The 24,992-nt window shown below is 72.2% G+C and carries 24 protein-coding genes, 1 tRNA gene and 2 pseudogenes; 9 read left to right on the forward strand and 18 right to left on the reverse strand.

Annotation, left to right across the window (positions count from 1 at the left end):
- Window positions 1-93: 93 nt before the first annotated feature.
- The 8 genes from QOZ88_RS06725 to QOZ88_RS06760 form a co-directional block, all read right to left on the reverse strand.
- Entirely contained in the window at window positions 94-1,542 is a 1,449-nt protein-coding gene (locus tag QOZ88_RS06725; RefSeq protein ID WP_305999019.1) for a hypothetical protein, read from the reverse strand.
- 475 nt (window positions 1,543-2,017) lie between these two features.
- Complete coding sequence (locus QOZ88_RS06730) at window positions 2,018-2,314, reverse strand: hypothetical protein (protein ID WP_305999020.1); 297 nt, start codon at window positions 2,312-2,314, stop codon at window positions 2,018-2,020.
- Window positions 2,315-2,818: 504 nt separating this feature from the next.
- Window positions 2,819-3,406: a hypothetical protein gene (locus QOZ88_RS06735; RefSeq protein WP_305999021.1), complete on the reverse strand. Its 588-nt coding sequence runs from the start codon at window positions 3,404-3,406 to the stop codon at window positions 2,819-2,821.
- Window positions 3,407-3,863: 457 nt separating this feature from the next.
- A complete protein-coding gene (locus QOZ88_RS06740; protein WP_305999022.1) occupies window positions 3,864-4,967 on the reverse strand; it encodes a glycosyltransferase in 1,104 nt (367 codons plus the stop codon).
- Window positions 4,968-5,002: 35 nt separating this feature from the next.
- Window positions 5,003-6,091, reverse strand: a complete 1,089-nt coding sequence (locus QOZ88_RS06745) for a glycosyltransferase WbsX family protein (protein ID WP_305999023.1) — start codon at window positions 6,089-6,091, stop codon at window positions 5,003-5,005.
- Window positions 6,092-6,129: 38 nt separating this feature from the next.
- Complete coding sequence (locus QOZ88_RS06750) at window positions 6,130-6,996, reverse strand: phytanoyl-CoA dioxygenase family protein (protein ID WP_305999024.1); 867 nt, start codon at window positions 6,994-6,996, stop codon at window positions 6,130-6,132.
- Window positions 6,989-7,963: a hypothetical protein gene (locus tag QOZ88_RS06755; RefSeq protein WP_305999025.1), complete on the reverse strand. Its 975-nt coding sequence runs from the start codon at window positions 7,961-7,963 to the stop codon at window positions 6,989-6,991. The genes QOZ88_RS06750 and QOZ88_RS06755 overlap by 8 nt, the downstream gene beginning before the upstream one ends.
- Entirely contained in the window at window positions 7,956-8,678 is a 723-nt protein-coding gene (locus QOZ88_RS06760) for a hypothetical protein (RefSeq protein ID WP_305999026.1), read from the reverse strand. Before QOZ88_RS06760 ends, QOZ88_RS06755 begins: the two co-directional genes overlap by 8 nt.
- Window positions 8,679-9,677: 999 nt before the next feature.
- Here QOZ88_RS06760 and QOZ88_RS06765 point away from each other — a divergent pair.
- The 5 genes and pseudogenes from QOZ88_RS06765 to QOZ88_RS23160 all read left to right on the forward strand — a co-directional run.
- A complete protein-coding gene (locus QOZ88_RS06765; RefSeq protein ID WP_305999027.1) occupies window positions 9,678-10,166 on the forward strand; it encodes a hypothetical protein in 489 nt (162 codons plus the stop codon).
- Between the two features lie 677 nt (window positions 10,167-10,843).
- Window positions 10,844-11,053, forward strand: a complete 210-nt coding sequence (locus tag QOZ88_RS06770) for a hypothetical protein (RefSeq protein ID WP_305999028.1) — start codon at window positions 10,844-10,846, stop codon at window positions 11,051-11,053.
- Window positions 11,054-11,156: 103 nt separating this feature from the next.
- A complete protein-coding gene (locus QOZ88_RS06775) occupies window positions 11,157-11,477 on the forward strand; it encodes a helix-turn-helix domain-containing protein (protein WP_305999029.1) in 321 nt (106 codons plus the stop codon).
- Window positions 11,478-11,551: 74 nt separating this feature from the next.
- Window positions 11,552-11,860: pseudogene (locus QOZ88_RS23155) on the forward strand (N-terminal phage integrase SAM-like domain-containing protein); the annotation flags it as partial.
- Between the two features lie 463 nt (window positions 11,861-12,323).
- A pseudogene (locus QOZ88_RS23160) lies at window positions 12,324-12,518 on the forward strand (tyrosine-type recombinase/integrase); the annotation flags it as partial.
- 200 nt (window positions 12,519-12,718) lie between these two features.
- Here the strand turns inward: QOZ88_RS23160 and QOZ88_RS06785 are convergent.
- The 4 genes from QOZ88_RS06785 to QOZ88_RS06800 form a co-directional block, all read right to left on the reverse strand.
- Window positions 12,719-12,791, reverse strand: a tRNA-Ala gene (locus QOZ88_RS06785).
- A 106-nt stretch (window positions 12,792-12,897) separates the two neighbouring features.
- The gene (locus QOZ88_RS06790; RefSeq protein WP_305999031.1) at window positions 12,898-13,311 is read right to left on the reverse strand and encodes a VOC family protein; all 414 of its coding nucleotides are present in this window, start codon (window positions 13,309-13,311) and stop codon (window positions 12,898-12,900) included.
- A gap of 10 nt (window positions 13,312-13,321) precedes the next feature.
- Window positions 13,322-13,756, reverse strand: coding sequence for an AraC family transcriptional regulator (locus QOZ88_RS06795; protein WP_305999032.1), 435 nt, complete (start codon window positions 13,754-13,756; stop codon window positions 13,322-13,324).
- Between the two features lie 29 nt (window positions 13,757-13,785).
- On the reverse strand, window positions 13,786-14,577 hold the full coding sequence (locus QOZ88_RS06800; RefSeq protein ID WP_305999033.1) for a M23 family metallopeptidase: 792 nt from the start codon (window positions 14,575-14,577) through the stop codon (window positions 13,786-13,788).
- A gap of 465 nt (window positions 14,578-15,042) precedes the next feature.
- On the opposite strand from QOZ88_RS06800, the gene QOZ88_RS06805 reads away from it, so the two are divergent.
- Together QOZ88_RS06805 and QOZ88_RS06810 are read left to right on the forward strand one after the other, a co-directional pair.
- Window positions 15,043-16,173 carry a CDP-glycerol glycerophosphotransferase family protein gene (locus tag QOZ88_RS06805; protein WP_305999034.1) on the forward strand — a complete coding sequence of 377 codons (1,131 nt, stop codon included), beginning with the start codon at window positions 15,043-15,045 and terminating at the stop codon, window positions 16,171-16,173.
- The gene (locus QOZ88_RS06810) at window positions 16,151-16,975 is read left to right on the forward strand and encodes a phosphocholine cytidylyltransferase family protein (protein WP_305999035.1); all 825 of its coding nucleotides are present in this window, start codon (window positions 16,151-16,153) and stop codon (window positions 16,973-16,975) included. The genes QOZ88_RS06805 and QOZ88_RS06810 overlap by 23 nt, the downstream gene beginning before the upstream one ends.
- A 17-nt stretch (window positions 16,976-16,992) precedes the next feature.
- Here QOZ88_RS06810 and QOZ88_RS06815 read toward each other — a convergent pair whose 3' ends face one another.
- From QOZ88_RS06815 to QOZ88_RS06835, 5 genes are read right to left on the reverse strand one after another with little or no spacing between them, the layout of a single operon-like run.
- The gene (locus QOZ88_RS06815; protein WP_305999036.1) at window positions 16,993-18,069 is read right to left on the reverse strand and encodes a hypothetical protein; all 1,077 of its coding nucleotides are present in this window, start codon (window positions 18,067-18,069) and stop codon (window positions 16,993-16,995) included.
- Complete coding sequence (locus QOZ88_RS06820) at window positions 18,066-18,749, reverse strand: SCO family protein (RefSeq protein ID WP_305999037.1); 684 nt, start codon at window positions 18,747-18,749, stop codon at window positions 18,066-18,068. The genes QOZ88_RS06815 and QOZ88_RS06820 overlap by 4 nt, the downstream gene beginning before the upstream one ends.
- A complete protein-coding gene (locus tag QOZ88_RS06825) occupies window positions 18,746-19,477 on the reverse strand; it encodes a YcnI family copper-binding membrane protein (RefSeq protein ID WP_305999038.1) in 732 nt (243 codons plus the stop codon). The genes QOZ88_RS06820 and QOZ88_RS06825 overlap by 4 nt, the downstream gene beginning before the upstream one ends.
- Window positions 19,478-19,517: 40 nt before the next feature.
- Window positions 19,518-21,302 carry a copper resistance CopC/CopD family protein gene (locus QOZ88_RS06830; protein WP_305999039.1) on the reverse strand — a complete coding sequence of 595 codons (1,785 nt, stop codon included), beginning with the start codon at window positions 21,300-21,302 and terminating at the stop codon, window positions 19,518-19,520.
- Entirely contained in the window at window positions 21,299-21,940 is a 642-nt protein-coding gene (locus QOZ88_RS06835) for a zf-HC2 domain-containing protein (RefSeq protein ID WP_305999040.1), read from the reverse strand. The genes QOZ88_RS06830 and QOZ88_RS06835 overlap by 4 nt, the downstream gene beginning before the upstream one ends.
- A gap of 73 nt (window positions 21,941-22,013) precedes the next feature.
- Between QOZ88_RS06835 and QOZ88_RS06840 the strand changes: the two genes are divergently transcribed.
- Both QOZ88_RS06840 and QOZ88_RS06845 read left to right on the forward strand, forming a co-directional pair.
- Entirely contained in the window at window positions 22,014-22,577 is a 564-nt protein-coding gene (locus tag QOZ88_RS06840; protein ID WP_305999041.1) for a sigma-70 family RNA polymerase sigma factor, read from the forward strand.
- Between the two features lie 295 nt (window positions 22,578-22,872).
- Window positions 22,873-23,847: a sulfite exporter TauE/SafE family protein gene (locus QOZ88_RS06845; protein WP_305999042.1), complete on the forward strand. Its 975-nt coding sequence runs from the start codon at window positions 22,873-22,875 to the stop codon at window positions 23,845-23,847.
- Between the two features lie 89 nt (window positions 23,848-23,936).
- Here QOZ88_RS06845 and QOZ88_RS06850 read toward each other — a convergent pair whose 3' ends face one another.
- Window positions 23,937-24,920 (reverse strand): NAD-dependent epimerase/dehydratase family protein, encoded by a 984-nt coding sequence (locus QOZ88_RS06850; RefSeq protein ID WP_305999043.1) that lies wholly within the window; start codon window positions 24,918-24,920, stop codon window positions 23,937-23,939.
- Between the last annotated feature and the right edge of the window lie 72 nt (window positions 24,921-24,992).

Here is a 24,992-nt window from a genome sequence, read left to right on the forward strand (position 1 = left end):
CGCGGAGGAGGGTGCCCTCGGTAGAGGCCGGGGCCTAGAGCCGAGTCGACAACTGAACGACGGTGGCGTGGTGACGTGGGCCGCTGTCGCGTCTCACTTCGCCTTGCTCGCGCGCACCAGCGCCGCGATGGCGACAGGGAAGAGGACCACCTCGATCGCGTTGGCGAGGTCTCCGACGATCTCTTCGAAGTTCGGATGTAGCTGCGCTAGCAGGTAGACCATGCTGACCGCGAGCGTGACTGCTACGACCTGGCTCGGTGAGGACCTAGCGATGCGGACCAGGGCCTGAAGGCCGGCTCGACCTTGTGACCTAGCAGTCAGCAGTGCCAGGCGCAGCGCCTCCAGGAACTGGCGCGCGTCGGCTTCCTCCGCGATCCCACGTGGGAGGGCGATCGTGTGGACGGTGCTTTCGGCGTAGTTGGACGCGATGATTCCGGCGAAGGTCGACTCATAGCGGGAGGAGAGTGAGCCGAGGGCGAGCTTCGCGGAGCTGTACTCGCTCATCACCGAGGAGAGCGAGCCGAGGGCCGAGTCGAGGCCGTGGGTGGCGAGCTTCGCGGAGCTGTACTCGCTCATCACCGAGGACAGCGAGCCGAGGGCCGAGTCGAGGCCGTGGGTGGCGAGCTTCGCGGAGCTGTACTCGCTCATCACCGAGGACAGCGAGCCGAGGGCCGAGTCGAGGCCGTGGGTGGCGAACTTCGCGGAGCTGTACTCGCTCATCACCGAGGACAGCGAGCCGAGGGCCGAGCCGAGGCCGTGGGTGGCGAACTTCGCGGAGCTGTACTCGCTCATCACCGAGGACAGCGAGCCGAGGGCCGAGCCGAGGCCGTGGGTGGCGAACTTCGCGGAGCTGTACTCGCTCATCACCGAGGACAGCGAGCCGAGGGCCGAGCCGAGGCCGTGGGTGGCGAACTTCGCGGAGCTGTACTCGCTCATCACCGAGGACAGCGAGCCGAGGGCCGAGCCGAGGCCGTGGGTGGCGAACTTCGCGGAGCTGTACTCGCTCATCACCGAGGACAGCGAGCCGAGGGCCGAGCCGAGGCCGTGGGTGGCGAACTTCGCGGAGCTGTACTCGCTCATCACCGAGGACAGCGAGCCGAGGCCGTAGCTGGCGACGCTGGCCCTAGTGGTGCCGAGGACGGTGTCGGCCATCCTGCTCGTGCCGAGGACGGTGTCGGCCATCCTGCTCGTGCCGAGGACGGTGTCGGCCATCCTGCTCGTGCCGAGGACGGTGTCGGCCATCCTGCTCGTGCCGAGGACGGTGTCGGCCATCCTGCTCGTGCCGAGGACGGTGTCGGCCATCCTGCTCGTGCCGAGGACGGTGTCGGCCATCCTGCTCGTGCCGAGGACGGTGTCGGCCATCCTGCTCGTGCCGAGGATGCTCTCGGCGATGCTGGCCCTGGATTTCAAGACGGTGTCGAACGCGGTCGACGTCTCCCCCGCTGGATTGTCGAAGTCAATCTCGTCCAGGTCCAGTCTCGGAGGTAGGGCGTCCTCCGCGGGGTCGCCGGTCGATGGATCCTCGGTGGACTCGACGGGCATCGCTACGTCCTTCGTCTGCAAACGACAGGTCTTCTGGAGTGCTAGGTTACCGCCGGGTACTGACAGTTTCGGTCCCCGAAGAGGGCGCGAGCGGCGAGGCGGATCGTCCGGCGGAGTGCGGAAGTTTCCTCTTCGCATCTGCTCGACCCCGTGCAGTACCTAATAGACCGGCTCGACCGGGCTGCGACGTCGATCCTGGTGCACTGCTTCACCGGGCCGGTCTGCGCCTCATCGCGACTGCAGTTGCACCAAGATCAAGAGCCACACACGTCTTGCATCTCGGTCGGCAGAAGGCGTTGTAACAGGTTCCTGGAGGTCGGCGCTCACGGCCCGAGCGTCACCAGCAGGGAAGCCAGCACCACGCCCAACGAGTCAAGGGATGCGGCATACGAGCCGTAGCTGCGCGTGGTCCATCCCGCCAGCTCGTTGGCAGCGCAGGCGCGCCGAGGCGGTCGCATCGCTTCTACGAGCCGAGCTACTCAGGCAGCTGGGGGTCCTCGTCGTCGTCGGTGTTCCAGGGCATCGCTTCCAGCTCCGTGATCGACGGCCGGAATCGGGAGTCCTCGAGGCGCAAGCGCACCACCTCACGAGTGAACCAGTCGTTCGCTTCGGCACGCTCTTGAAAGCTCTCGCTGATCGCGATGCTGCCGTTGACGTAGACCTGAACGACGAACTCCTTCGTAGGCTGCCACCAGACCATGGAGGCGCCCCATCGACGGGGCGCTTCGTCGTCCAGCCAGTCGGGGCCTCTCTCGAAGGTCAGCCGGGTCATCTGTGGGTGTTGGACGGTTGGGTCCGTCAGCGTTCCGGGGTCGGGTAGTGCGAGCTGGTACTCCTTGAGGTCCTTGTTGCGGCAGTTCGCCCAGGTGGCGTAGCCACGAATTTCAGGGTCATCGGAGTGCCCGCGGTGCTTGCCGCCCTGAGTCCCCCGGCCGCAGTGCCAGCAGCGACTCCACCCCTCACCCGCGTCTACGGGGGTCGCGGTCGGTCGCGAGGTCGTCACGTGCCCCAGTAGGTCTTGCAGGCGTGCGTGCCGTCAAGATGGTCTGCTGCATGAGCGGGTGGCACCCGGCCCCGCCCTACCCGTGAGCCGACCGGCCACCGGCGACGGTCAGTGAACTGGGGAAGCGGCAGCTCAGAACATCGGGACTTGTCCCGCGGGGGGATCCGCTTCCGGGACGACGGCAGTACCGTCTGCTGGCCGACGGGCCGGTCGACGTGCGGGACTCTGACACGAAGCTTCGGGAGGCCGCGCGACGAGTCGCCTGTCCGATTTTCACTGACCTGCCGGGGCGACAGACTGCTGGTCAACGCCTTGTCCGCGTGCTTGCGCTTCCGGCTGGCGACTGCCGTCATCGAGCGGTTCGGCAGTCCACCCGCTGCCGAGCAAGGGCCGTCCATCGCGTTGGATGACGCCCTCGAGCCCGAGATCGCGCCGGACGGCGTCATACAGCGCGAGTTCGGTGTCGTTGTAGGTCTCCTGTAGGTCGTAGAACTGGTCGTCGTCGGCACCGTGCCGGGTCAGGTGACCCCAGCGCCAGCACGCGGAGTAGGCCGCATCGGCCGCGGCGAGGACGGGCGGGGAGGCGTACACGCGAAGGTGTTCGAGCTTGCGTGCCGTGGCCATGTTCCATTCGAACGGCAGCTCCCCATCGTCCTCCTCCGGCGGGGGGCTCAGGCCCATCCCATGGTCGTAAGCGGTGCGGGACATCTCGCGCAGCGACTCGTAGAACGACACGTAGGCCTCGCGGCGGTGCTCGAAGTTGCGCAGGGCGTCTTCTCGCTGCCAAAGCTCGCGCTGCCGGATGCGATCTCGTTGCCACGTGGCGAGCTCACGTCGATCGGAACGCCGCTGGGCAATCAAAGACTCCGGCAATGGTCCCTGTCACGGTGCCAAGCAGGCCGATTCCGGCGACGACCAGCGGCACCCACAGCGGAGTCACGCGACCGGCCTCCCTTGCTCGTGCACCACAAGGTAATCCCGGCACCGCCTCCGGTCCCGCCGGCATCGCGGTGCGCCCGGTGCGCGCCACCACGCAGCGAACTGTCGGACGCCGACACCCGGGGACACTGGCCTGGACCCTGCGCGGACTGAAGAAGAGAGCGGCGCACCGCAAGCGAACCTCTGCCGGGACGCCAGTGCCCGGTTCTGCTGATGAGCGGATGAACCAGGCGTTGACTTGGCGGCGTCAGGGTGAGCGGACGGCGCCTACCGTCGCACCTCATTCAAATCCTGCTCCAGCGACCTCCGCAGCGCGCGGTGGCGATTACGGCTGTTCGCCGTCCGCGCCCCGCCGCCGCACATGGCCAGTGAGGGGAGGTCAGGCGTCGTCCGGGACGGCTCCCTGCGTCGGCGAGAACGGTCCGCACCGGGCCCCGTTGACGAGTACGCAGCCGGCCTCCGTGAGCGCGGCGACGGCAAAGAGGTACCGGCGAGCCGCGAAGCCTAGCACTAGTGCGCCGGGCGAATGTCGCACGGGCACGTCGGAGAGTCGCGCTGCGGCCGTCCCCGCCATAGCCGTGGCGGCGAGCAACTTGAGGACGCCCAGCGGCGCGAGGGCAGGTGCGTGGAGCAGCGCGATGGGCGTGAGCACAGGAGCGGCCAGCCAGTCCCACAGCAGCTCGGCGCGACGGATCGTTCGCGACGGCTCGTCGAGCTCGCGCGTCGCCTGGACGTCGCCGTAGAACCAGCGGCGGGCTTGCCGAACGTACTCACGGAAGCCGTCAGGGCTTAGCGCTCTGTCGGCGTCCGGGCTCAGCCCGACCCGCTTTCCCTGCGCCGAGATTCGGTACCCGTAGGCGAGGTCCTCCGCGGTTGCCGACTCATCCAGAGGCTCTCGTTCCAGGAGTTCGCGCCGGATCGTCACCCCGTGCCCCACGAGATACCACCGGCGTCCCAGCCACTTGCCGCTTTCGTACGTGACGCCCCACCAGGTCTGGGCGAGGGCCACCCCGTTCCAGAACGGGCTCTCGCCGGCCGGGCGGTACACGCAGCGCCGGGTCACGACGTCGAGGTTGGCCGCCCGGCGCCCGATGGCGAGACGCGCCGTGGCGGGGGCCGAGTCAACATCGTAGACGGTGATCCAGTCGGTCGGCGGGATCTGCCGGACCGCCCAGTTCACCTGGGCGGCCTTGCCCGCCGCTGTCCGCGGCGCCACGACGACCTGCGCCCCCGCGGCGCCAAGGGCCTCGGCCGTGCCGCAGCAGTCCCGCGCCGAGGCCGCGAACCACAGCGCTCCTCCGCTCCCCATCCGGCTGTGGTGCTCCAGCGACCTGACCGCCTGCTCCGGGCAGTCGAGCACGGGGACGACCACGGCCTCGCTGCCCGGGACCTCGTACGCTGGCCCGGCGGTCCGTCGCCAGGCGACGACGGCGAGGATCGCCCGGCGGGCCGAGACGAGCTGACCTGCCACGAGGACCAGCACCCAGCCGCGGCAGGCTGGACGCTGGAGACAGCGGTTCACGGACGCCCTTCGGAGGGCTTCTGCGGGACGCCCCGGACGCCGGCTGCCAGGCCGTCCGCAAGCGCCCGCAGGAATGCGTGGCCGAAGGTCGTGTCAGGTTCGAGGACGTTGCCCTCCGCCCATTCGTTCCACGACTTCACGAAGACGATCCGCGGCGCGGGCTCCGCAAGCTCGCGGGCCCGGGCCCGCGCGACGGCGCGCTGGAACGTCTCCGGATCCGGTTCGTGAAGGACGACGCCGCGCGCGCCGCTGCGCGGGGTGTTGTCGAACCCCGGCACGACGCAGGGATGCTGCCGGATGTCGGCGGGGATCCCGTCGAGCAGCCACTGGGCGTACCGGTCGTCGTAGGGAAACACGCGCGGCTGTTGGCGCAGCGGCGGCACGGGGAACACGTCGGCGAGCCAGTCGTCCGCGGGAGGAGGCGGCGGGTTCCAGACGGCCGCGTCGACGCCGGACCGCGGGTCGTGCACCCACCCGCCGGCGGCCTCTCCGACCAAGTAGAGCCCCGGCAGGCCGTGCTGCTCAGCCAGGTCCCTCCAAAGTGAGGTGAACGCGGCAAGATCCGGGACGGTTGAGGGCCTATAGAGGTAGATCACAGGCTTGTCGTCGACGGTCAGGTACCGCGGGTCCCGCAGGTGCGGAAGCAGGTACAGGAAATGCGCCGTGTCGTCTTCCCGGCCAAGGTACAGCTGGCGCTGCAGCACCTCTTCACCTCGTCCGTGCCAGGCGCCCGTCCAGTCCTCGTTCGCCCAGCCGAGGCAGTACCGGTGAGGGATCTCGGAATCGGCGATCAGATCGTCGAGCGGGCGGTGGAGGAGCCTGGTCCCTGCGCCGAACCAGTAGTGCCAGTAGCAGAACGCCGTCACCCCGTGGCGGCGGGCGAGATCCCACTGCTGGACCCGCGTCTCCTTGACCCGCAGATCGTAGAAGCCGAGGTCGGCAGGCAATCGCGGCTGTGCGTGCCCAAGGAACAGGGGCCGGGCGGCGGCCACGTGGGTCCACTCCGTGAAGCCCGGGCCCCACCACCTGTCGTTCTCCGGTATTGGATGGAACTGAGGCAGAAAGAACGCGACGACGTCGACCAAGGGGGGCGGCTCCTCGGAGGTTCCAGCGGACCGGCCGGTCATGCCGGGAAGACGCGCTGCTGCCAGACCGGCCACGCCCATCCGGGCGCGTCCCGCAGCGGCCTCGTCCCCCGGACCAAAAGGCCCTCATGGCCCGCCCCGGAGCCCGGCGCACCGAACGGCACGTCGACCGGATGCATGGTTGACGCGGTCGTGCCGGTCTCCGTCACGTGGTCCCCCGCCCTCCGGTAGCGGTTCACCGCGGCGTGCCGCCAGCGGCCGGAACGGTTGCCGGGCGACCCGTGCAGCAGGAGTCCGCCGAAGATCAAGATGTCGCCTGCGGCGCCCTCGACGGCGACCGCGTCGCTGGTCCGGACGTCGAGCGCGAGGTGGCTGTCCGAGTCGTCGTGTGGGCGCAAACCGCCGAGGTGGGAACCCGGGACGACGTGCAGCGCGCCGGACTCGACCGTCGTGTCCTGGACGTACACCAGCGCCGCGAACTGGCCCGGCCCGGCGTGGCGGAAGAAGGCTTCGTCCTGGTGCCAGTGCTTCTCCGTTCCTGACTCTGGCGCCTTCACGAAAGCCTGCCCCTCGCCGAAAAGCTCGATGGCGGGACCGAGGACGTGCTCGAGGACGTTTAGGACCTGCGGTTCGCACGCGACGGAAAGCATGGCTGCGCTGGTGCGGTAGGTCAGCTGCAGCTGCGTCAACGCGCGGCGGTCCGCTGACCATAGTGATCCGTCCGTGCCGTGCCAGCCGGACGGGCACGCCGAGCCGTCGTCGCGCGAGGCCGCCGCCTGCTCGCTCAGCGTTGCGAGGTCGTCGGCGAGCTGGCGGACTTGCCCCGCCGCCCCGCCTCGCAGGACGACGAAGCCGTCGTCACGGAGCGATGCGGCGGCCTCCGCCGCCGTCGGGCGCTCAGCCATCGTTGCCCCTTTCGTCGGGCAGTCCGGAGAGGATCGCCGTGGCATGGCGTAGGTAGTCGGCGTACCGGATCACCCGTGTATCCAGCAGGTGGGTGAGTCCGCAGAGGGTCTCGTAGGCGCGTTCTGAGTCCGGCACGGCCAGACGCACCCCGTCGGCGGTGTCGACGAAGAGCGCGCCCAGGCAGCGCCTGTCGAGCGGCAGGGCCCGCAGGTACGGCGCTTCGATTGTGCAGGACCTTCCAGTGCGTCGGTTTGCCTGGAGCTCCGACAGGCCGTGCTCGCTGACGAAGCTCACCCATACAGCGGCCCACGCCAGCTCCGCAAGCAGCGGGTCTCCGGTCTGCAGAAAGTGCGACCCCTCGTGTATCCACTCGAGCGCGAGGGCGAACTCGGCGAGCCCGGCCGGGCCGTTAGCCTGGACGAGGTCGTCGATCTGGTCCGCTTCGAGGAACGCCAGGAAGCCCGGCCCGTTGATGGCGGGCGGCCCTGGGAAGTACACCGAATGGCGGTACAGATCCGTCAGGGTCATTTCACTCGGCAGCCTGAACAGCCCGCCGTCGCAGATGCCGTACCGGCTCAGATGGCGCGTCCAGGCGTCGACCAGGTCGCGGAGACGCCGCGACGGCCTGAACGGCTCGTCCAGGGCCGCAGGGGGGAACGCGGCGCCGACGGCCGGATGGCTCTGCAGCCAGCCTGCGAGCTGGGCAGGGAAGTCCGGCGCCTTGTGCCTGAACGGGATCAGGTCGCCCAGCAGGACGGCCGCATCCGTGTGGCCTTGGTCCCGGTACATCCGGTACCCGACCCTGTCGGCCCAGTAGCCCGGCATCACGGAGCTGCGCCCCGGATCGAAAGCCGCGACCGTGTCGGCCCAGGCTTGCGACGCGGCCGCCCGGAACGCCATCGGCCGGTAGGCCGACGTGTAGGCGGCTTCGGCGACCCCGGAGAATCGCCGACCCGGACTATCCATCGGTCGTCTTCGTCCGGAGCTGAAGGCCGCCGGCCGCTAGCAGGCTCACCCGCCGCCTCTGGAACTGGTATGCGTTCTCGCGAGCGCCGCGGGTTAGCAGGAAGAACACGAGCGAGGCTACCGCGGCGACCGCCGCAGCGCCCGCGACGCCGGCGGCCGCGCCGCTCGCCGACCCCTCGCCGTAGGCCACGGCCATCAAGGGCGGCAGCGCAAGCCCCAACGCGAGAACGGAGTTCCGCTGAAACTCCATGTAGTACCAGTAACTGTCCTTGAGCTGGGCCATGCGTTCGCCGGTCACGGCCGGGTGGAGCAGGTAGTCGACGTTGAGGAGCTTGGCCTCTGCGGCCGCTTCGTCGTCCGTCAGCGGCGGCCATCCAAACTCGGCTCGGCTCCGACGCCAATGATCCAGCTTGATTTCATCCTCCAGGGCCGAGAGCGCGTCCATGTTCCGCTGGCGCTCCCCGGTGCGGTTCCGCCGCGGGCGCTGCAGCCGGAGGAAGACGAGCATGTTGCTGAGCAGACCCAGGAACAGGCTCGCAGGAACCAGAACCGTGGCGGCGAGGCCCACGTTCCGGGCCAGCACGTCGTGCAAGAAGGTCTCCGGTGGCGCGCCGATCGACGCGACCAGGTCGTAGTAGCCGACGAACGACAGCGCCATGATCAGGCCGGGCAGGAAGGTCTTGATCAGCCGACTGAAAGCCATCCCGCCGAGCATTGCCCCTCCTTGGCGATTGGCCGATCACGACGCTGCGCCAGACGTTACAGACCGGCCGCCGGCGGCCGCTGGCCGCTGGCCGGTGGTGGAACGGACCTTGTAGGCGGCCTCGGTGCTCTTGTACCGGCGGGGCGAGAGTTGCACCTGCGACGCTCGCGAGCCGTCGCTCTTTGACCGCCGGGCGCGGCTGCAAGTCAGCGCGGCCGCACCGGCCGGAATTTGCGGCTCCGCCCCGGGCAGTAGGCGGTTAACGGAACCTACTCGAGTCTGGCTGCGCCTGACGGACACGGGAGCCGAGGGGCGGCGCGTACGTCGGCCGCGCTGCGACAGAACAAGTCACGTTGGAGTTGCCCTACCGGGATCGGCTGCCGGACGTCTGCGGGCTAGCGAGCCGAAACGTGTCTGTCAGCAAACACGAGTGGCGGACCGGCCGGCGCAGTCGTGCCTTGGCTCAAGCCCTCTAGAGCCGATTTCGGCCACCGCCCGGTTAGCGATCGGGCGCCAGCCGGTACGCAGCGGCCACCCTGGGGGGCGTTGCCATCATCGATCGTTCGTCGCAATCTCCTACTGTCGCTGTACCCGATTCCCGACTGCCGGTCCTCAGACCGGTGCTGGTGCACCCGGCCGCGTACGTCTCAACAAGTGGATCAAGATCGGCACGCTTACCTCGATCGTGTCCGGCCTCGCAGCACTCGCTGCCTACTTGGAAGGAGGTACGACCATGATCGCTAGCGCTGCAGTTAACCTCGCTGTCGCCATCGGCGTCGCGGTCGGGGGTCGGGTAGGGGGCAGCAGCCCGCTGACGTAGGCGTTCGCCCTGCGTGGTGGACTTCGGTCGCTCACGGCTGACTAGAGGCTGTCGCGGTGCCGATCGTCGATCGGGTCTTCGATGCTCGTAGCCGCTGGCGGATTCCGCGGCCTTGCTGCTTGGGCGAATCCGTGCAGCGGGTGCATGGTGGCGATCGACGGTGCGTGTCCGATTCGAGGGATACTCGCGCCGTGAACTGGAGCACCGCAGTAGCGACGTCCGTCGCCGTGAGCGGCGCCGTTGTTGCCATCGTTGGGTCGATGTTCACTTTCCTGTCCAACAGGAGGGGGCAGTACGACAACGTCCTGATCGAGACGGCCAAGCTGACGTCGGGGGACACGGCTCGGGCTCGGCACGTCATCGGCTCGGTGCTAGAAGCGCATCATGCGCCGGCACACGGCGGTCCGGTGCCCCTGAGCAACGAGGCGATGCAGGCGTACTTCGACGTCCTCTGGACCTTCGAGCGGCTCTATGCCCTTCACACTTCCCTTCGCCCCCTCGTGCTGAGAAGCCGGCTGTCGGGACCGCAGCGCCTACTGCTGCTGAGCATCAACGGCTCGATCGTCACATGGCTCGACTATGAAAAGCGAGTGGGCGACTCGGTCCGGTCGCACGCCAGCAGTGAAGGGCTTAGACGCCTCGGACGAGAGCTGGCCCGACTCGGCCAGCAAACTCGATGACCGCGGGCGTCTCATAAGCCGAACCCCTAACGGTGATGTTGCAGGTCAAGTCGTGAGCCATCTGCTGGCGTCCCGTATGACCCGCCCGCGAACATGCCCGATGAGGGGGCGGTTTCCGGACAGCTCAGCCGCCGAACTGCGCGGATAGCGGCCGCGATGCGGACGGCCGCGCAACTCGCCGACCACTCCTCCGTGCAGCGTCACGTGCCTGCCGATGTCAATCACTTCAACACCGGCTTCGAGACCCCAAGGGCGCCGACCGAGGCTCACGTCGCCTCTCGGCCAGCGCACTCTCCAGGTACCTGGAGAGTCCAAGATCACGGGGCGACACACCGCACGCACCTGTGGTGTGCCGATTCGTGGTGACGGGTTTCTGGAGACTCGCCCGGAGTGTTGACGGCATGGGAACCAGCGGCAGCCCCGAGTACCGAGCGCGACGGCGGGAGCAAGAGCAGCAACGGCGTCAGCAGACACGGCGGACTAGCCAGAGGGCCCGCGCGGGCCCGGCCGTAGCGGACGTGCACGGTCCCGAACGGAGGACCGCCGCGACGACGTGCGGGTGGTGCGGTGGACCCATCACTCCGCGAAGCCGGGGGCCGATCCCGAAGTGGTGCTCGACCACCTGCCGGCACCGCGCCTGGGAGCAGGCCAGAGCCGCGGCATCCGGTTTGTCCGCGGTGGAGATAGTCGAGCGGCGCGTCGAAGTCCAGGTCCATCTCGTACCCACGCGCCGCGACTGGCCCAAACTGCTCGGCGAGCTCTCTGGCCAGCTGAACGACGGGCGGGTCTACGACCGCGACCTGCCTGCCCTGGCGCGGGCCTTGGAGCCCGCACTGGCGGCGTACCGGCGACGCGCGCACCTCACCGGCGCTCCGCACCTGCACTGAGCCGAACCCTCCAGAACTTCTGCAGTAGCCAAGAGGAGTCGCCCAACTCTCCAGTCGCCAGACGTCAACGCCGCGGAGGCGTGCGGCTGCGGAGGTACTGAAGATGTTCTGCAGGCCGCTCTCCCACGGTTGTACGGCAGCCGTCGCGCAGGAACGCGCGACCGATCCGGGAGAGGTCGACATGGGTGATCCGCAGCCGCTTCGGGACGTCATTGCCGCCGATCGGCTCCTCCTCACTCCCGAAGAGGCCGCGGAAGTCCTCCGCATCGGTCGCACGACGGTGTACGCGCTCATGAAGAGCGGGGAGCTGCGTCCCGTGCACATCGGCCGCAGCTGCCGAATCTCCGGGGCAGAGCTCGACCGCTACGTCCGCCGGCTCGAGGCTTCCGCGTCCCGTCCACATCCTTCGCCGGACGCGGCGTGAATTCACAGCACGACTGCCCCTTACCCGAGTGCTCCAGGAAACTGAGCCGTCGAGAGAGCACCAAGGGGTAGCGGATGGCGGGACGCGCGTCGAACGGCGAGTCGACGATCTACAAGGGCGCCGACGGGCGCTGGCACGGCTACGTCTCCGTCGGGTTCACGCTCGACGGCAAGCTCGAGCGCAAGCGTGGCTCCGGGACGGTCGGCGAGACGTCGGCCCCGACGGTCGCCGAGTGGCTGGAGCACTGGCTCACCACCATCGCCCCGCGCCGCGTGCGGCAGCGGACGCTGGAGAGCTACGAGTCCGCCGTCCGCAAGCATCTGATCCCCGGACTCGGCCGGCACCGCCTCGACCGGCTGCGTCCGGAGCACCTCGACCAGCTCTACACCGCGCTCCTCGATGCCGGCTACTCCCCCGCCACCGTGCTGCGCCACCACCGCATCCTGTCCCGGGCCTTGACCGTCGCCGTCCAGCGCGGCCACGTCCCGCGCAACGTCGCCGCCCTCGTCGACCCGCCGGCCCAGCGGCAGAGCGACCTGGCCACCGCCCTCGATCTGGATGAGGCCCGGGCTGTCCTGGAGGCCGCAGTCACCGTCCGCAACTCCGCCCGCTGGACCGTCGCGCTGGCCCTCGGCCTGCGCCAGTCCGAGGCGCTGGCGTTGCAGTGGAAGGACATCGACCCGCTGGCTGGCACCCTCACCGTGCGGCGCAGCATCCACCGGGTCCGGGGCGGAGGGCTGATCTACGAAGAGCCCAAGACCAAGCGCAGCCAGCGAACTCTGGCGCTGCCGCTTCCGCTCGTCGCCGAACTGCACCGGCACAAGGCCGCGCAGCTGGGCCGAGCGGATGCTGGCCGGCCCCGAGTGGCACGACGAGGACCTGGTCTTCGCCCAGCCCAACGGCCGGCCGATCGACAAGAAGACCGACCACGACGACTGGACCCGGCTGCTCCAGGCGGCCGGCATCCGGCACGTCCGGCTGCACGACGGCCGGCACACGGCCGCGACGCTGCTGCTCAGCGAGAACGTCCACCCGCGGGTGGTCATGGAGCTGCTCGGCCACAGCCAGATGCGCACCACGATGGACATCTACAGCCACGTCATGCCGGCCCTCGCCCGCGAGGCCGCCGACCGGATGAGCGCCCTGCTGCTGCCAGGTAAGGGTGGGCAAACTGCAACCACAACTGCAACCAGAGACGACTCAGGCCGCTCCCCAGAAGGGGAACGGCCTGGTCATCAGGGTGGAGCTGAGGGGACTCGAACCCCTGACCCCCACACTGCCAGTGTGGTGCGCTACCAGCTGCGCCACAGCCCCGATCCGGGCCCGGCGAACTTCCTCCGAGCCGGGAGCAACTGTACAGGGCCGGTGACCGGACCCGACGGAGGGGGTCGGCGGCGCGCACCGCGTGGCGGCGCCGCCGTCACGCCTCCTTCATCTGCGCGATGCGCACGTGGTTGCCGAACGGGTCGCGGAGGCCGAAGTCGATGCCGTAGGGCTGGTCGACCGGCTCCTCGGTGATCTCCACGCCGCGCTCCTTGAGCTCGGCGTGGGTCTTCCAGGCGTCGTCGCAGGTGAAGAAGAGGTGACCGCCGGCCGCCCCCTTGCTCACCAGTTCGCGCACCTGGGCGGCGGTCTCCTCGCTCATCGCCGGTGCGCCGGGCTTCTCGAGGAGCACCGCGTGCCCGGGGTCGGTGGGCAGCGCGACGGTGAGGAAGCGCATCGGCCCGAAGTTCATGTCGGTCTGCACCTCGAAGCCGAGCTTCCCGACGTAGAAGTCGAGCGCGGCGTCCTGGTCGGGGACGTAGATCTGGGTGATGGAGATCGTCTTCAACATGGGGCGAACGCTAGGGAGCCGGGTCCGGTGACCGCTTCTCCGAAACTGCTCGATCCGTCGCCGGCCGGGCCCAGGCCATCGCGAAGCAGGTGGGCACCGGCGGCAGCGGACCCCGGCGCCGATAGGCGCTCGGCGGCTCCCCGACGACGTCGCGGAAGACGCGGCTGAACGTACCCAGGCTGGAGAAGCCGACCTCCATGCAGACGTCGGTGACGCTGCGGTCGCCGGTGCGCAGCAGGAACATGGCCCGCTCCACCCGGCGGCGCTGCAGGTAGCGGTACGGGGTCTCGCCGAACGCCGCCCGGAACGAACGGATGAAGTGGGCCGGCGAGACCAGGGCGATGCGGGCCAGCGTCGGGACGTCGAGCGGCTCGGCGTAGTGCGCGTCGATGGCGTCCCGCGCGCGCAGCAGCCGCCGGTTGCTGTCCTCGGCGGCGGTGGTCACGGGGCGATCAGACCACGCCCGCGCACGCCTCAGATGTGGACGCCGCGTGCCGCCAGCCACGGGATCGGGTCGATCCGCTTGCCGTCGAGGCCGCCCTTGTGGACCTCGAAGTGCAGGTGCGGGCCGGTGGACTGGCCGCGGTTGCCCAGCAGCGCGATCGTGTCCCCCGCCTCCACGTACTGCCCCGGCGTGACCAGGATCTTGTCCATGTGGCCGTAGACGGTGACGTCGCCGTTCTCGTGGAGGATGTAGACCGCCAGGCCGAACCCGCTGGCCGAGCCGGCGCGGAGCACCACGCCGTCGGCGGCGGCGTACTCGGGCGTGCGCATCGGCGCGGCCAGGTCGATGCCGTAGTGGAAGGTGCCCCACCGGCTCCCGTAGCCGCTGGTCAGCCGGGCGCCGGCGACCGGCAGGACGGCCTTCGGGCGGGCGGCCTCCGCGGCAGCGGCCGCCGCGGCCTCCGCCGCCTCCTCGGCGGCCTGCCGCTCGGCACGCGAGGCGGCGACCTCCTGGAGGCGCGCCTGGGCCTCGGCGACGGTGATCGAGGCCTGCGGCAGCACCTCGAGGCCCTCCTCGGCCGTCAGCAGCGAGTCCTGGGCGGCGAGCACGGAGGTGGCCTCGGCGGCGGGCGCACCCTGCAGGCTCACCCCCGCGGCGACGACGCCGCCGAGAAGCAGCGAGCCGAGGAGCAGCGCCGGGCTGCGCCGGGCCTCGGCGCGGGGCGGGCGCCGGTGCGCCCGGCGCTGCGCCGCCCGACCGGTTCGGGGCCGCACCGCCACCAGCAGCTCCGTGCGGGCCTCCGGGCCGATACCAGCGTCCATGCACCCTGTCCGTCTCGCGTTCCCTGATGTGCGTGCCCTCGATCGGGGCGCACCCATCGAAACATTCCGTGACTGGTTCGTGACCACCTGTTCGGCGCGTCGTCCACGACACGCCGCCGTGAGCCGCACCACGAGCCCCTGGTTCCCCATGAGTCACACGCGGAACTGACACCGGTGTAGTTCGACCCGCCTGTCGGGCCGCTGCGCCGATCGGCGATCATGGACGCCGACACCGGCACGAAGCCGCCCTTCAGGAGCCTCCGACGGCACGTCCCCGCCGTCGGCCGCGCCGCGCCGTCGACGACGCGGGACGCGAACCTGACGCAAGCGGCGCCGGTACCCGCACACTGTCCCCATGGCCCCCGCTCCGGGGCGCCGCGATCGATCGTGTCCGCACACGGCCGGAGGAGGGATTGCGTTGACCGACGCCCGACCCGTTGACCACGTGACCCCTCCGTCCCGCCGGTGAGGATCACCTACTTCAGCTTCCGGGGGCTGTACGCCGACAACCCGCGCGCCCTCTACGAGGCCCTCGCCGCCCGGGGCGACCGGGAGACCGAGCACACCTGGCTGTGCACCGAGAAGACGCGGCACACCTTCCCCCCGGACGTCGGGACGGTGCTGTACGGGACGCCGGAGGCCCGCGCCGCCCTGGAGACGGCCGACCTCGTCATCGCCAACGACTGCATCTCCATGCCGTGGACCAAGCGGCCGGGGACCTTCTACCTGCAGACGTGGCACGGCACGCCGCTCAAACGCATCCACCACGACGCCGAGGGCGGGCCGGAGGGCTGGCTGACCAACGCCGACCTCGACGTCGCCCGGTGGGACCTGCTGCTCTCGCCGAACGCAGCCACGACCGACCGGCTGGGCGGGGCCTTCGGGCACCGCGGCCCGATCGCCGAGACCGGCTACCCCCGCAACGACCTGCTGAGCAGCCCCCGGCGCGACGCGGTGCGGAAGGAGGTCCGCGCCGACCTCGGTCTCGACGACGGGCGGACCGCAGTGCTCTACACCCCCACCTGGCGCGACGACCTGGTGTTCCAGGGCGGCGGCGAGGCCCCCCCGCTCGCGATCGACCTGGCGGCGTTCACCGCGCGGCTGGGCGAGGACCACGTGCTCCTGCTGCGGCTGCACAACATGGTGGTCGGTCGGCTGGAGTTCCCGCCGGGCGCCCCGGTGGTCGACGTCTCCGACCACCTCGACGTCGCCGAGCTGTACCTGGCGGCGGACATGATGGTCACCGACTACTCCTCGACGATGTTCGACTTCGCCGTCACGGGTAAACCGGTGCTGTTCTTCGTCTACGACCTGGCGCGCTACCGCGACCAGCTGCGCGGGTTCTACTTCGACCTCGCGGCGGTGGCACCGGGTCCGTTGCTGGCCACCAGCGACGAGCTGATCGACGCCATCGCGGGCGTCGACGCGGTGGCCGCGAAGCACGCCGGGCGCTACGCCCGGTTCCGCGAGACCTTCTGCCACCTCGAGGACGGCTCCGCCACCGAGCGCGTCCTCGATCTCCTCCCGACCGCAGCCGCGTCCGGGCACACCACCAGCACCAACCCTGAGGGAGATGATGTCCGTGCGGACCGGTGACCACGTCCTCAACCCCGTCCGTCGGGGTGGATCCCCCCTGTCGGCCCGCACGACCGGCCGGCGCCAGCAGACGCCGTCGGTGCAGGTCGTCATCCTGGCCGCGGGCATGGGCACCCGGCTGGGCCGGCAGGACCCCAAACCGCTGACCCGGCTCGACGACGGCCGCAGCATCCTGCAGCGCCAGCTCGACGGCCTGCGCGCCGTGCTGGGCGCCGACGTGTCGGTCACCGCGGTGGTCGGCTACCGCAGCAAGCGGATCATGAAGGCGGCGCCCGAGCTGCTGTTTGCCTACAACCCGGACTTCGCGGCGACCAACACCTCCAAGAGCCTGCTGCGCGGGCTGCGCACCACGCGGGAGGGCGGGGTGCTCTGGCTCAACGGCGACGTCGTCTTCGACCCGGCCGTGCTCGAGGTGGCCCTCCCCTACCTCGTGGCCGACCAGAGCTTCGTCTGCGTCGACACCAGCACGGTCGCCGACGAGGAGGTCAAGTACACCCTCGACGGCGACGGGTGCATCCGCGAGCTGTCCAAGACCGTCCGCGGTGGGCTCGGCGAGGCGGTGGGCATCAACTTCGTCTCCTCGACCGACAAGGCCCTGCTCGTCGAGCACCTGGAGGCCTGCTCCCACCAGGACTACTTCGAGCGGGGCATCGAGACGGCGATCGCCGAGGCGGGCATGCGCGTGCGCCCCGTCGACATCTCGCAGTACGCCGCGGTCGAGGTGGACTTCGAGGGCGACCTCCAGCGGGCCAACACGCTGTTCGGCGGCGGGGCGGCGAACGTCGTCGCCGACATCGCCTGACCCCGCGGGAACCGCCGTCAGGCCGCCGGCATCGCCCGGCCGGCGGCGGTTCCCGCGGGTGCTGCCGGGGTCTCCCGGAACCGGCGGACCGCGGCGATGCCGCCGACCAGCAGTCCCACGCCCAGGGACGCCAGCACGGTCACGGCCACCCGCGCCAGGGGCTGCGGCCCGGCCGAGAGCACGTTCGCCGACCACAGCACGTCGACGTCGGGCAGGCCCTGCACCAGCAGCAGCCACCCGGTGACGACCGCCAGCAGCCCGGTCATCGCGCCCCGGCCCAGCCAGGCGGCCCGCAGCCCCAGGACCGCGCACAGCAGCGTGGCTCCCGCCGGCAGGAGCGCCGAGACGACGGCACCGGCGTGGGAGCCGACGGTCACGGGTGGCTCGGGTGTGGCCACCGCGTGCCAGACCGCCGCGAGCGCACCGACGCCGAGGAGCGCCCCCAGCGGGAGCGGCGTGCGCGCCAGCAGGCCCGCGGCCGCGGCGGCCAGCACCAGCGCGGCCACGGGCAGCCACACCACCCACGGCGGAGGCGGCGGGCTCCAGGTCAGCACGCCGGCGACCTCCACCTCGGTCGACCCGTGCCGCAGCGGCACGACCCATTCCGAGACCACGTGCTCGCGGCCGGGGTCGGCGGCGACCTGCGGCGGGAGGACGCCCTCGCTCATCCAGTGGGTGCGGTGGTCGTGCCAGACGTAGGAGGGCTGGGTGGAGACCTGCTCCCAGTCGGGCACGGCGCCCGCGTCGGCGGAGGCGGGCAGCGCCGTCCGCCCGTAGCGGTCCAGGTTGATCCAGGTCGCCGGGCTGTTCGCGTTGCGCCAGACCCCGTCGGGGCCGATCCGCAGGTAGGGCTCGTCGGAGTACCCCGGGACCAACACCTCGACGTCGGTGGTGTTCACCAGCTCCAGCTCGTCGCCGAACTGCAGCGAGCGCACGCTCACCCCGGGCAGCTGCGGGGTCACCTGCAGCACGCGGGCGTCGAAGTCGCTGCCGGCCGCCTCGCCACCGACGTGCGCCGACGCCGGCCCGGCGAGGGCCAGGATCGCCACCACGGCGGCCAGGACCGCCAGCAGCCGGCCGAGGCCACGGCTCACGCGCCCGCCACCACCTGGAGGTCCTCGGCGATGTCCTGGTGGGTGTTGCCCGCGTTGAAGGCCACGTGCGCCGCGTCGTCGGCGCCGTACAGCAGCAGCATCGTCGAGTGCAGCCGGCCGTTGTCCTCGGCCTGCGGCACCCCGGCCGCGAGCTGCGCCCGCTCCACCGCCTCCTGGTCGCCGGTGAGGCCGACGAACGAGGTGGGCAGGTCGGCGTCGAACCGGTCGAGGTACTCCCCGAGCACCTGCGGGGTGTCGGTCGCCGGGTCGGTGGTCACGAAGACCACCTGCACCTGCTCGGCCAGCGCCGGGTCCAGCCCACGCAGCGCCACCGCGACGTCGGCCATCGTGGTGGGGCAGATGTCGGGGCAGTTGGTGTAGCCGAAGAACAGCATCGTCGGGCGGCCCGCGGTGGCCGCCCGGAAGTCGTACTCCGCGCCGGTGGTGTCGGTCAGGGTGAACGACGGCCGGCGGTAGGGCTCGGGGAGGTCGAGCCCGGCGTAGCGGTCTTCGGGCCCCTCGACGACCGCCGGAGCATCCCCGGAGTGGTCGTGCCCCCCGGCCGCGGCGGGGTCGGCCGCGCCGTCCGCCGAACCCCCGCAGCCCGCGAGCAGCAGGCCCGTGGTGAGCAGGAGCGCCGGTGCGGCCCGGCGGGAGCGTCGGCGGACGGCGGGGATCACGAGGACACGGTACGTCGGGACGCGCGGATGCCGAGGACGACACCGGCGACGGCGACGAGCAGCGCGAGGATGGAGAGGAACAGCGCGACCGAGCCGGGGTCGGCGGAGTGCCCGGCCGTCCCGTCGTCGGCCGCCGCGACCTCGGCGTCCGCGGTGCCGTGGCCGTCCTGCGCGGCACCGGCGGCCAGCGACAGCACCGGGGCGGGGCGCTCGGGTTCGTCCTGACCGGCGACCGCGGGCTCGATCCACGCCGCCTCGCTGCCGTCGCTGTAGCTCTGCACCGCCGGGAAGCTGAGCTGCTCCGCATCCGGGAACGGCCCCCCGGACAGCGCGAACTCCTGGAACTCGCCCGGCGCGATGCCGCCGCCGCCGGCCGCGCGGTACTCCACGACCGAGATGTAGGAGCTGAGCTCCCGGCCGCGCACCTCGATCGGCTCGGCCAGCTCGGTGGTCTCCGTGGTGATCGTCCAGCCCGGCACCGGCTGGACCCGCAGGGAACCCATCGCCGCCTCCTCGGGGATCTGGATCCGCAGGGCGGTGGTGCTGGCGGTGTCGCTCTCGTTGGGCACGCGGAAGGTGAGCTTCCCGTAGCCGCCGGGGGCGGCGTCGTCGGAGGAGACGGTGACGTGCGCGGCGGCGGACGTGGCGAACACCACGGCGCCGCAGAACGCGGTGAGGACGGCGAGCAGCACGGCCGCTGCCCGGGGCAGCAGGCGGGTCGAGGACATGGATCTCCTTCTCATCGGGGACGGAGCGGTCGAGGGGCGGTCAGCGCACGGGGAAGTCGGTGGCCGCGGTGAGGGCGGTGAACTCGTCCAGCCGGACGGTGGCGGTGAGGGTCCACGTGCCGGCGCCCGGGATCGTCATGCCGTCGCCCACGAAGTGGCCGGGACCGGCGGGCTGGAGCGCGACGTCGAGGGGGCCGATCTGCTGGCTGCGCTCGGTGAGGGTGACGCGGATGTCGGCCGGCTGGGTGAGCCGCCCGGCCTCGTCGAACAGGTAGACGTGCAGGGAGTTCTCGCCGGGCCGCGCGGGCTCGACCTGCACCTGCAGGCTGCCCGACGTGCTCCCGGAGCCGCCCTGCAGCGGGAGCACGACCTCCACCGGCTGGGCCAGCGCCGTGCGGGCCGGGGGTGTGGCGACCAGCACGGCCGACAGCGCCAGGACGACGGCGGCCAGCACCGCCTCCACGAGCAGGGAGCGGCGCAGCGCGGGCAGGTGCTCGGCCGCGGCCCCCGCCTGGACGCGGTCCCGCTCGGCGGCGGCCGCGACCTCCTCCGGGGCGGGCTCGGCGCGCTCGGGGGCCACGCCCGATGCGAAGGCGTGCACGGTCGTCGTCCGGCGGCTGCGGGGCCGGCGGATGCCCAGCCGCTGCTGCACCCAGACGCGGGAGATCCCGGCCGCGGCCAGGAGGACCACCACGAGCAGCAGCTTGACCGCGAGCAGCCGGCCGTACGTCGTCTCCACCAGGGCCGTGGGGGACGCGACCTCGCGCACCGACTGCACGACCCCGGAGACCACGAGCGCGACGACGGCGCCGAACGCCAGCCGGGAGAACCCGGGGAGCGCGGCGGCCACCGCGGCGGGCTCGGCTCCCGGCCGCACCGCCGCGGCGAGCAGGCCGGCGAGGCCGCCCAGCCAGACCGCCATCGCCCCCGCGTGCACCGCCGCGACCAGCACGGCCAGGACCGGCCACCGCCCGGCGACCGGGTGGCCCACCGCCGCGGTGGCCAGCACCAGCCCGCCGCCGAGCGCCGCCACCAGGGCCGTCGTCCCGCGCCCGGGCCCGGTCGCCGCCCGCCACGCCCGGCGCAGCACCAGCAGCAGGGCGAGGGCCAGGACGACGCGCGCGAGCGCACCCCAGCCCACCCCCGTCCGCGCCGTTGCGCCGAGCAGCGCCGGATCGGCGACCGCACCGAGCCCGGTGCCCGCGGCGTAGGGGCCCTGCAGGAGGAACCCGGCGAGGGCGGAGACCGCCACGGCTGCCGCGCCGCCGGTCGCCATCCCCCGCAGCCTCGCGGACCCCCGGCCCGCGGGCCAGCAGACCGCCACCAGCACCGGCACGCCCAGCGCCAGGGCCAGCCCCGCGTAGCCGACCCAGCGGGTGACGGGCAGCAGCGTCCCGACGACGGGGTCGGTGGCGGCGCCGGCGTCCGCGGTCCCGGCGGCCAGGAGCTCGCCGTCACCGACGGCGAAGGAGAAGGCCCCCGAGACCGGGTGCGAGTCGGCGGAGATCACGCGGTAGGTGACGAGGTACCCGCCGTCGGGCAGCCCGCCGCGCAGCGGGATGGTCACGACCCCGCCGTCGACCGAGGCGTTCCCGGCGTCCACCCGCTGCTGGTCGGCGCCCAGCACGCGGGCGTACCCGGCACCCAGCGACACGCCCTCGGTGAACTGCAGCGTCACCTCGTCGGGGGCGGTGTCGACGCGGGCGCCCTCCCCCGGGGTCGTGGCGACCAGCGTGGCGTGCGCGGCCGCCGGCCCGGCGGTGCCGATGCCCGCGCCGAGCCAGCCGGCGACCAGCAGCGCGAGCAGGAGGGCGGTGCGCCTCACGCGGGCACCCGCCGGCCGGCGAGCGCAGGGACGGCCCGGCGGCGGCCCCGCCACGCGACGGCCGAGACCAGGACGGTGCCGGCCAGGAGCAGCAGGTGGGCCATGGCCCGGTCGGCATGCACGTGCCCGGCCTGCAGGTCGGCGACGGTCACCGGCAGCAGGACGGCGACGAAGGACCCCAGGAAGGGGAGCGCGCCGGCGGCCAGCCGCGGGCCGGCCGCGACGGCGAGGAACGCCGCGGCCAGCGCCAGGTTCCAGGCGCCGCTCTCCCGTGCCATGTGCACCGGGGCGCTCATCGCCCCGGCGCCCGAGGCGAGCAGGGGCCAGGCCAGCGTCGCCTGGGCCACGCCCACGACCAGCAGCGCCAGGCGCAGCGCGGAGCCGGTCAGCCGGGCGCGCGCGGCCGCCCGGGCACCGGGCAGCTCGCGGGGCAGGGCCCCGAGGACGGTCGCGGTCAGGTCGGGGACGGCGGGCGCCGGCGCCAGCCGCGCCCGGCGGGTCACGCGCTCGGCGGCGGCCGCCCAGGCGGCGCAGTCGGCGCACGCGGCCAGGTGGGCGTCGAGCTCCTCGGCGGGCATCCCGAGCGGCTCGCCGTCGAGACGCGAGGAGAGCGCCTCGCGGCACAGGTGGCACGACATGGTTCATTAGTCTCCGCCGGGCGCCGTCCGGTTCCCGGCTCCCCGGACTTTCCCGCGACACCCTGACGAGGACATGGACGACCTGGCACGCGTGGCCGCGGACGCCGCCGACGGCGACCCGCTGGCCGCGGCATCCCTCGTGCGGCAGACGCAGACCGACGTCTGGCGGCTCTGCGCGGCACTCGGTGACCCCGGCTCGGCCGACGACCTCACCCAGGAGACCTACCTGCGGGCGTTCGGGTCCCTGCACCGCTTCGAGGGCCGCTCGTCGGTGCGCACGTGGCTGCTGACCATCGCCCGCAGGGTCTGCGCGGACGCCCTGCGCTCGCGGCGCCGGCGGCGGCTGACCCTGGTCCGGGAGCCCGCCGACCTGGAGCTGCTGGCCCCCCAGGGCGTCGGGGACGCCGTCGGCGAGAGCGCGGCGGTGGCCGACCTGCTGGCCCGGCTGGACCTCGACCGGCGCGAGGCCTTCGTGCTCACGCAGCTGCTGGGGCTGCCCTACGCCGAGGCCGCGGAGGTCGCCGGCTGCCCCGTGGGCACCATCCGGTCACGCGTCGCCCGGGCGCGTGCCGACCTCGTGGACTCCCTCGCCCGGGTGAGCGACGACGCCGGCCGGAGCGAGACCGCGCACAGCTGACCGCAGGACACGCGCCGCCCACCTGCGCTCTCCGACGGCCGCACGCCTGCCGGGTCCGTCCCACGCACCGGGAACGGCCGTGCGCATAAGTCCACCGATCTGGTAGACATTGCGCCGTGACGCGGACGACGATGCTGCTCCTGGTGAGCCGCCGGCACGTCGACCTGCTGCGCGTCTGCACCGCCGCCTGTCCGGGCTGCTGATTCCCTCCCGCCGTACCGGCGGAACCCGTATCGCCCCCCTCCACGCGGTCGCCCCTGCGCGTCCGCGCCCGTGAGACCCGGAGTCAGAGCCCGTGAATACCCTGATCCTGCTCGCCCTCGCCGGCCTGGGCGCCCAGCTCGTCGACGGCAGCCTGGGCATGGCCTACGGCGTCACCTCGACGACGCTGCTGCTGGCCATCGGCACCAACCCCGCGGCGGCGTCGGCGACCATCCACCTCGCCGAGATCGGCACCACGCTCGCCTCCGGGTTCTCGCACTGGAAGTTCGGCAACGTCGACTGGAAGGTCGTCGCGCGGGTGGGCCTCCCCGGGGCGGTGGGGGCCTTCGCCGGTGCGCACTTCCTGGCCGGCCTCTCCACCGAGATCGCCGCCCCGGTGATGTCGCTGATCCTGGTCTCGCTGGGCGCCTACATCCTGGTGCGCTTCACGCTGCGCGGCATCGACCGGCGCAACGTCGGCAAGCCCATCCGCAAGCGCTTCCTCGGCCCGCTCGGCCTGGTGGCCGGTTTCGTCGACGCCACCGGTGGCGGCGGCTGGGGTCCGGTCGGCACGCCCGCGCTGCTGGCCAGCGGCCGGATGGAGCCCCGCAAGGTCATCGGCTCGATCGACACCTCCGAGTTCCTCGTCGCGCTGGCGGCCAGCGCCGGCTTCCTGCTGGCGCTGGGCTCGCAGGGCATCGACCTGATGTGGGTCGCCGGCCTGCTCGCGGGCGGCCTGGTCGCCGCCCCGATCGCCGCGTGGCTGGTCCGGCACATCCCGCCGCGGCTGCTGGGCTCCCTGGTCGGCGGGATGATCGTGCTCACCAACGCCCGCACGCTGCTGCGCAGCGACTGGATCGACGCCGGCGACACCGTGAGCGCGGTGGTCTATGCCGTCCTCGGGGTGGTCTGGGTGCTGGCCATCGTCCACTCCTACCGCCGGTACCGGCAGGACGCCGCGATCGAGTCGGCCGACGCCGTCGCGGAGCTCGCCGAGCGCAACGTCGTCGCCGCGGTACCCGCCGACGAGCCCGTCGGCGCCGGCCGCCCGAGCGCCCCGCGCGACTGAACCCCCGCTGGGATCAGCGAAGCTGATCGTGCAGCGTCCTCCCTCACCGCAGGAGGTGAGGGAGGACGCCCCATGACCAGGTGAGCTGATCATCGCGACCCCAGCAGGGCGGCTTCGAGCTCCGCGGGGAGGCCGGGCCGCGGCAGGCCGTTCGGCGAGCACGCGGGCCTGCGGTCCTGCTGCTGCCAGGCCCAGGTGTCGTGGACCGTCTCGGCCAACGGGCGGCTGGGCAGCCCGAGGGCCCGGGCCCGCGTGGTGTCGACGTCCCAGGCCGTGCGCGCCGTCTCCTGCCGCAGCCACAGCGGCAGGTGCACCCACTCCTCGACGCCGGCGGCGAGCAGGTCGGCCTCGGGCACCGGCACCCACTCCGCATCGCCCCCGGTGACCTCGCGGCAGAGGTCGAGCAGGCTGCCGAGCGTGGTCATGTCGGCCGGGCCCGTGGCGTTCACGGCACCACCGGTCCCCGCCTCGGCCACCTCCACCAGCCAGCCGGCCAGGTCGCGGGCGTCGACCAGCGCGATCGGCTGCGCCAGCCCCTCGGCGGGGACGACGACCCGGCCGCCGCGGTGGACGCGCTCCAGCCACCAGCCCAGCCGGTGCACGTAGTCGTAGGGGCCCACGACCAGCCCGGCCCGCGCGGTGACGAAGCCCCGGCCCACGCGTGCGCCGATCACCCGCTCGGCGAAGGCCTTGTTCGGGCCGTAGTCGTCGTCCTCGGTGTTCCAGGTGGGTTCGCCGTCCTCGGGCCCCACCGGGCCGGGCGGCCAGCCGCGGTAGGCGTTGAGGCTGCTGACGAAGGCGTACCCGTGCACCCCGCCCAGGACGGCGGCGGCCTGCCGGGCGGCGGCGCGGGTCCGCGCGGAGGTGTCGACGACGAGTTCGGGCGCCCATTCCCCCAGCGCCCGGGGCAGCGCCTCGGGGTCGTCGCGGTCGCCGTGCAGCGCCCGGACCCCCTCCGGCGGCGGCCCGGACACCCCTCGGGTGAAGGTGGCGACGTCGTGGCCGCGCGCGAGCGCCGCGGACGCGACGTGCCGGCCGAGGAACTGGGTGCCGCCGAGGACGAGGAGTCTCATGCGGGTCACTCCATCCCGGCCGCTCCCCCGCCGTCCAGCGGGTCCGCCGAGAGCGGATCCGCCGTGGGCCGA

The organism is Blastococcus carthaginiensis, assembly GCF_030731085.1.
GTDB lineage: Bacteria > Actinomycetota > Actinomycetes > Mycobacteriales > Geodermatophilaceae > Blastococcus > Blastococcus carthaginiensis.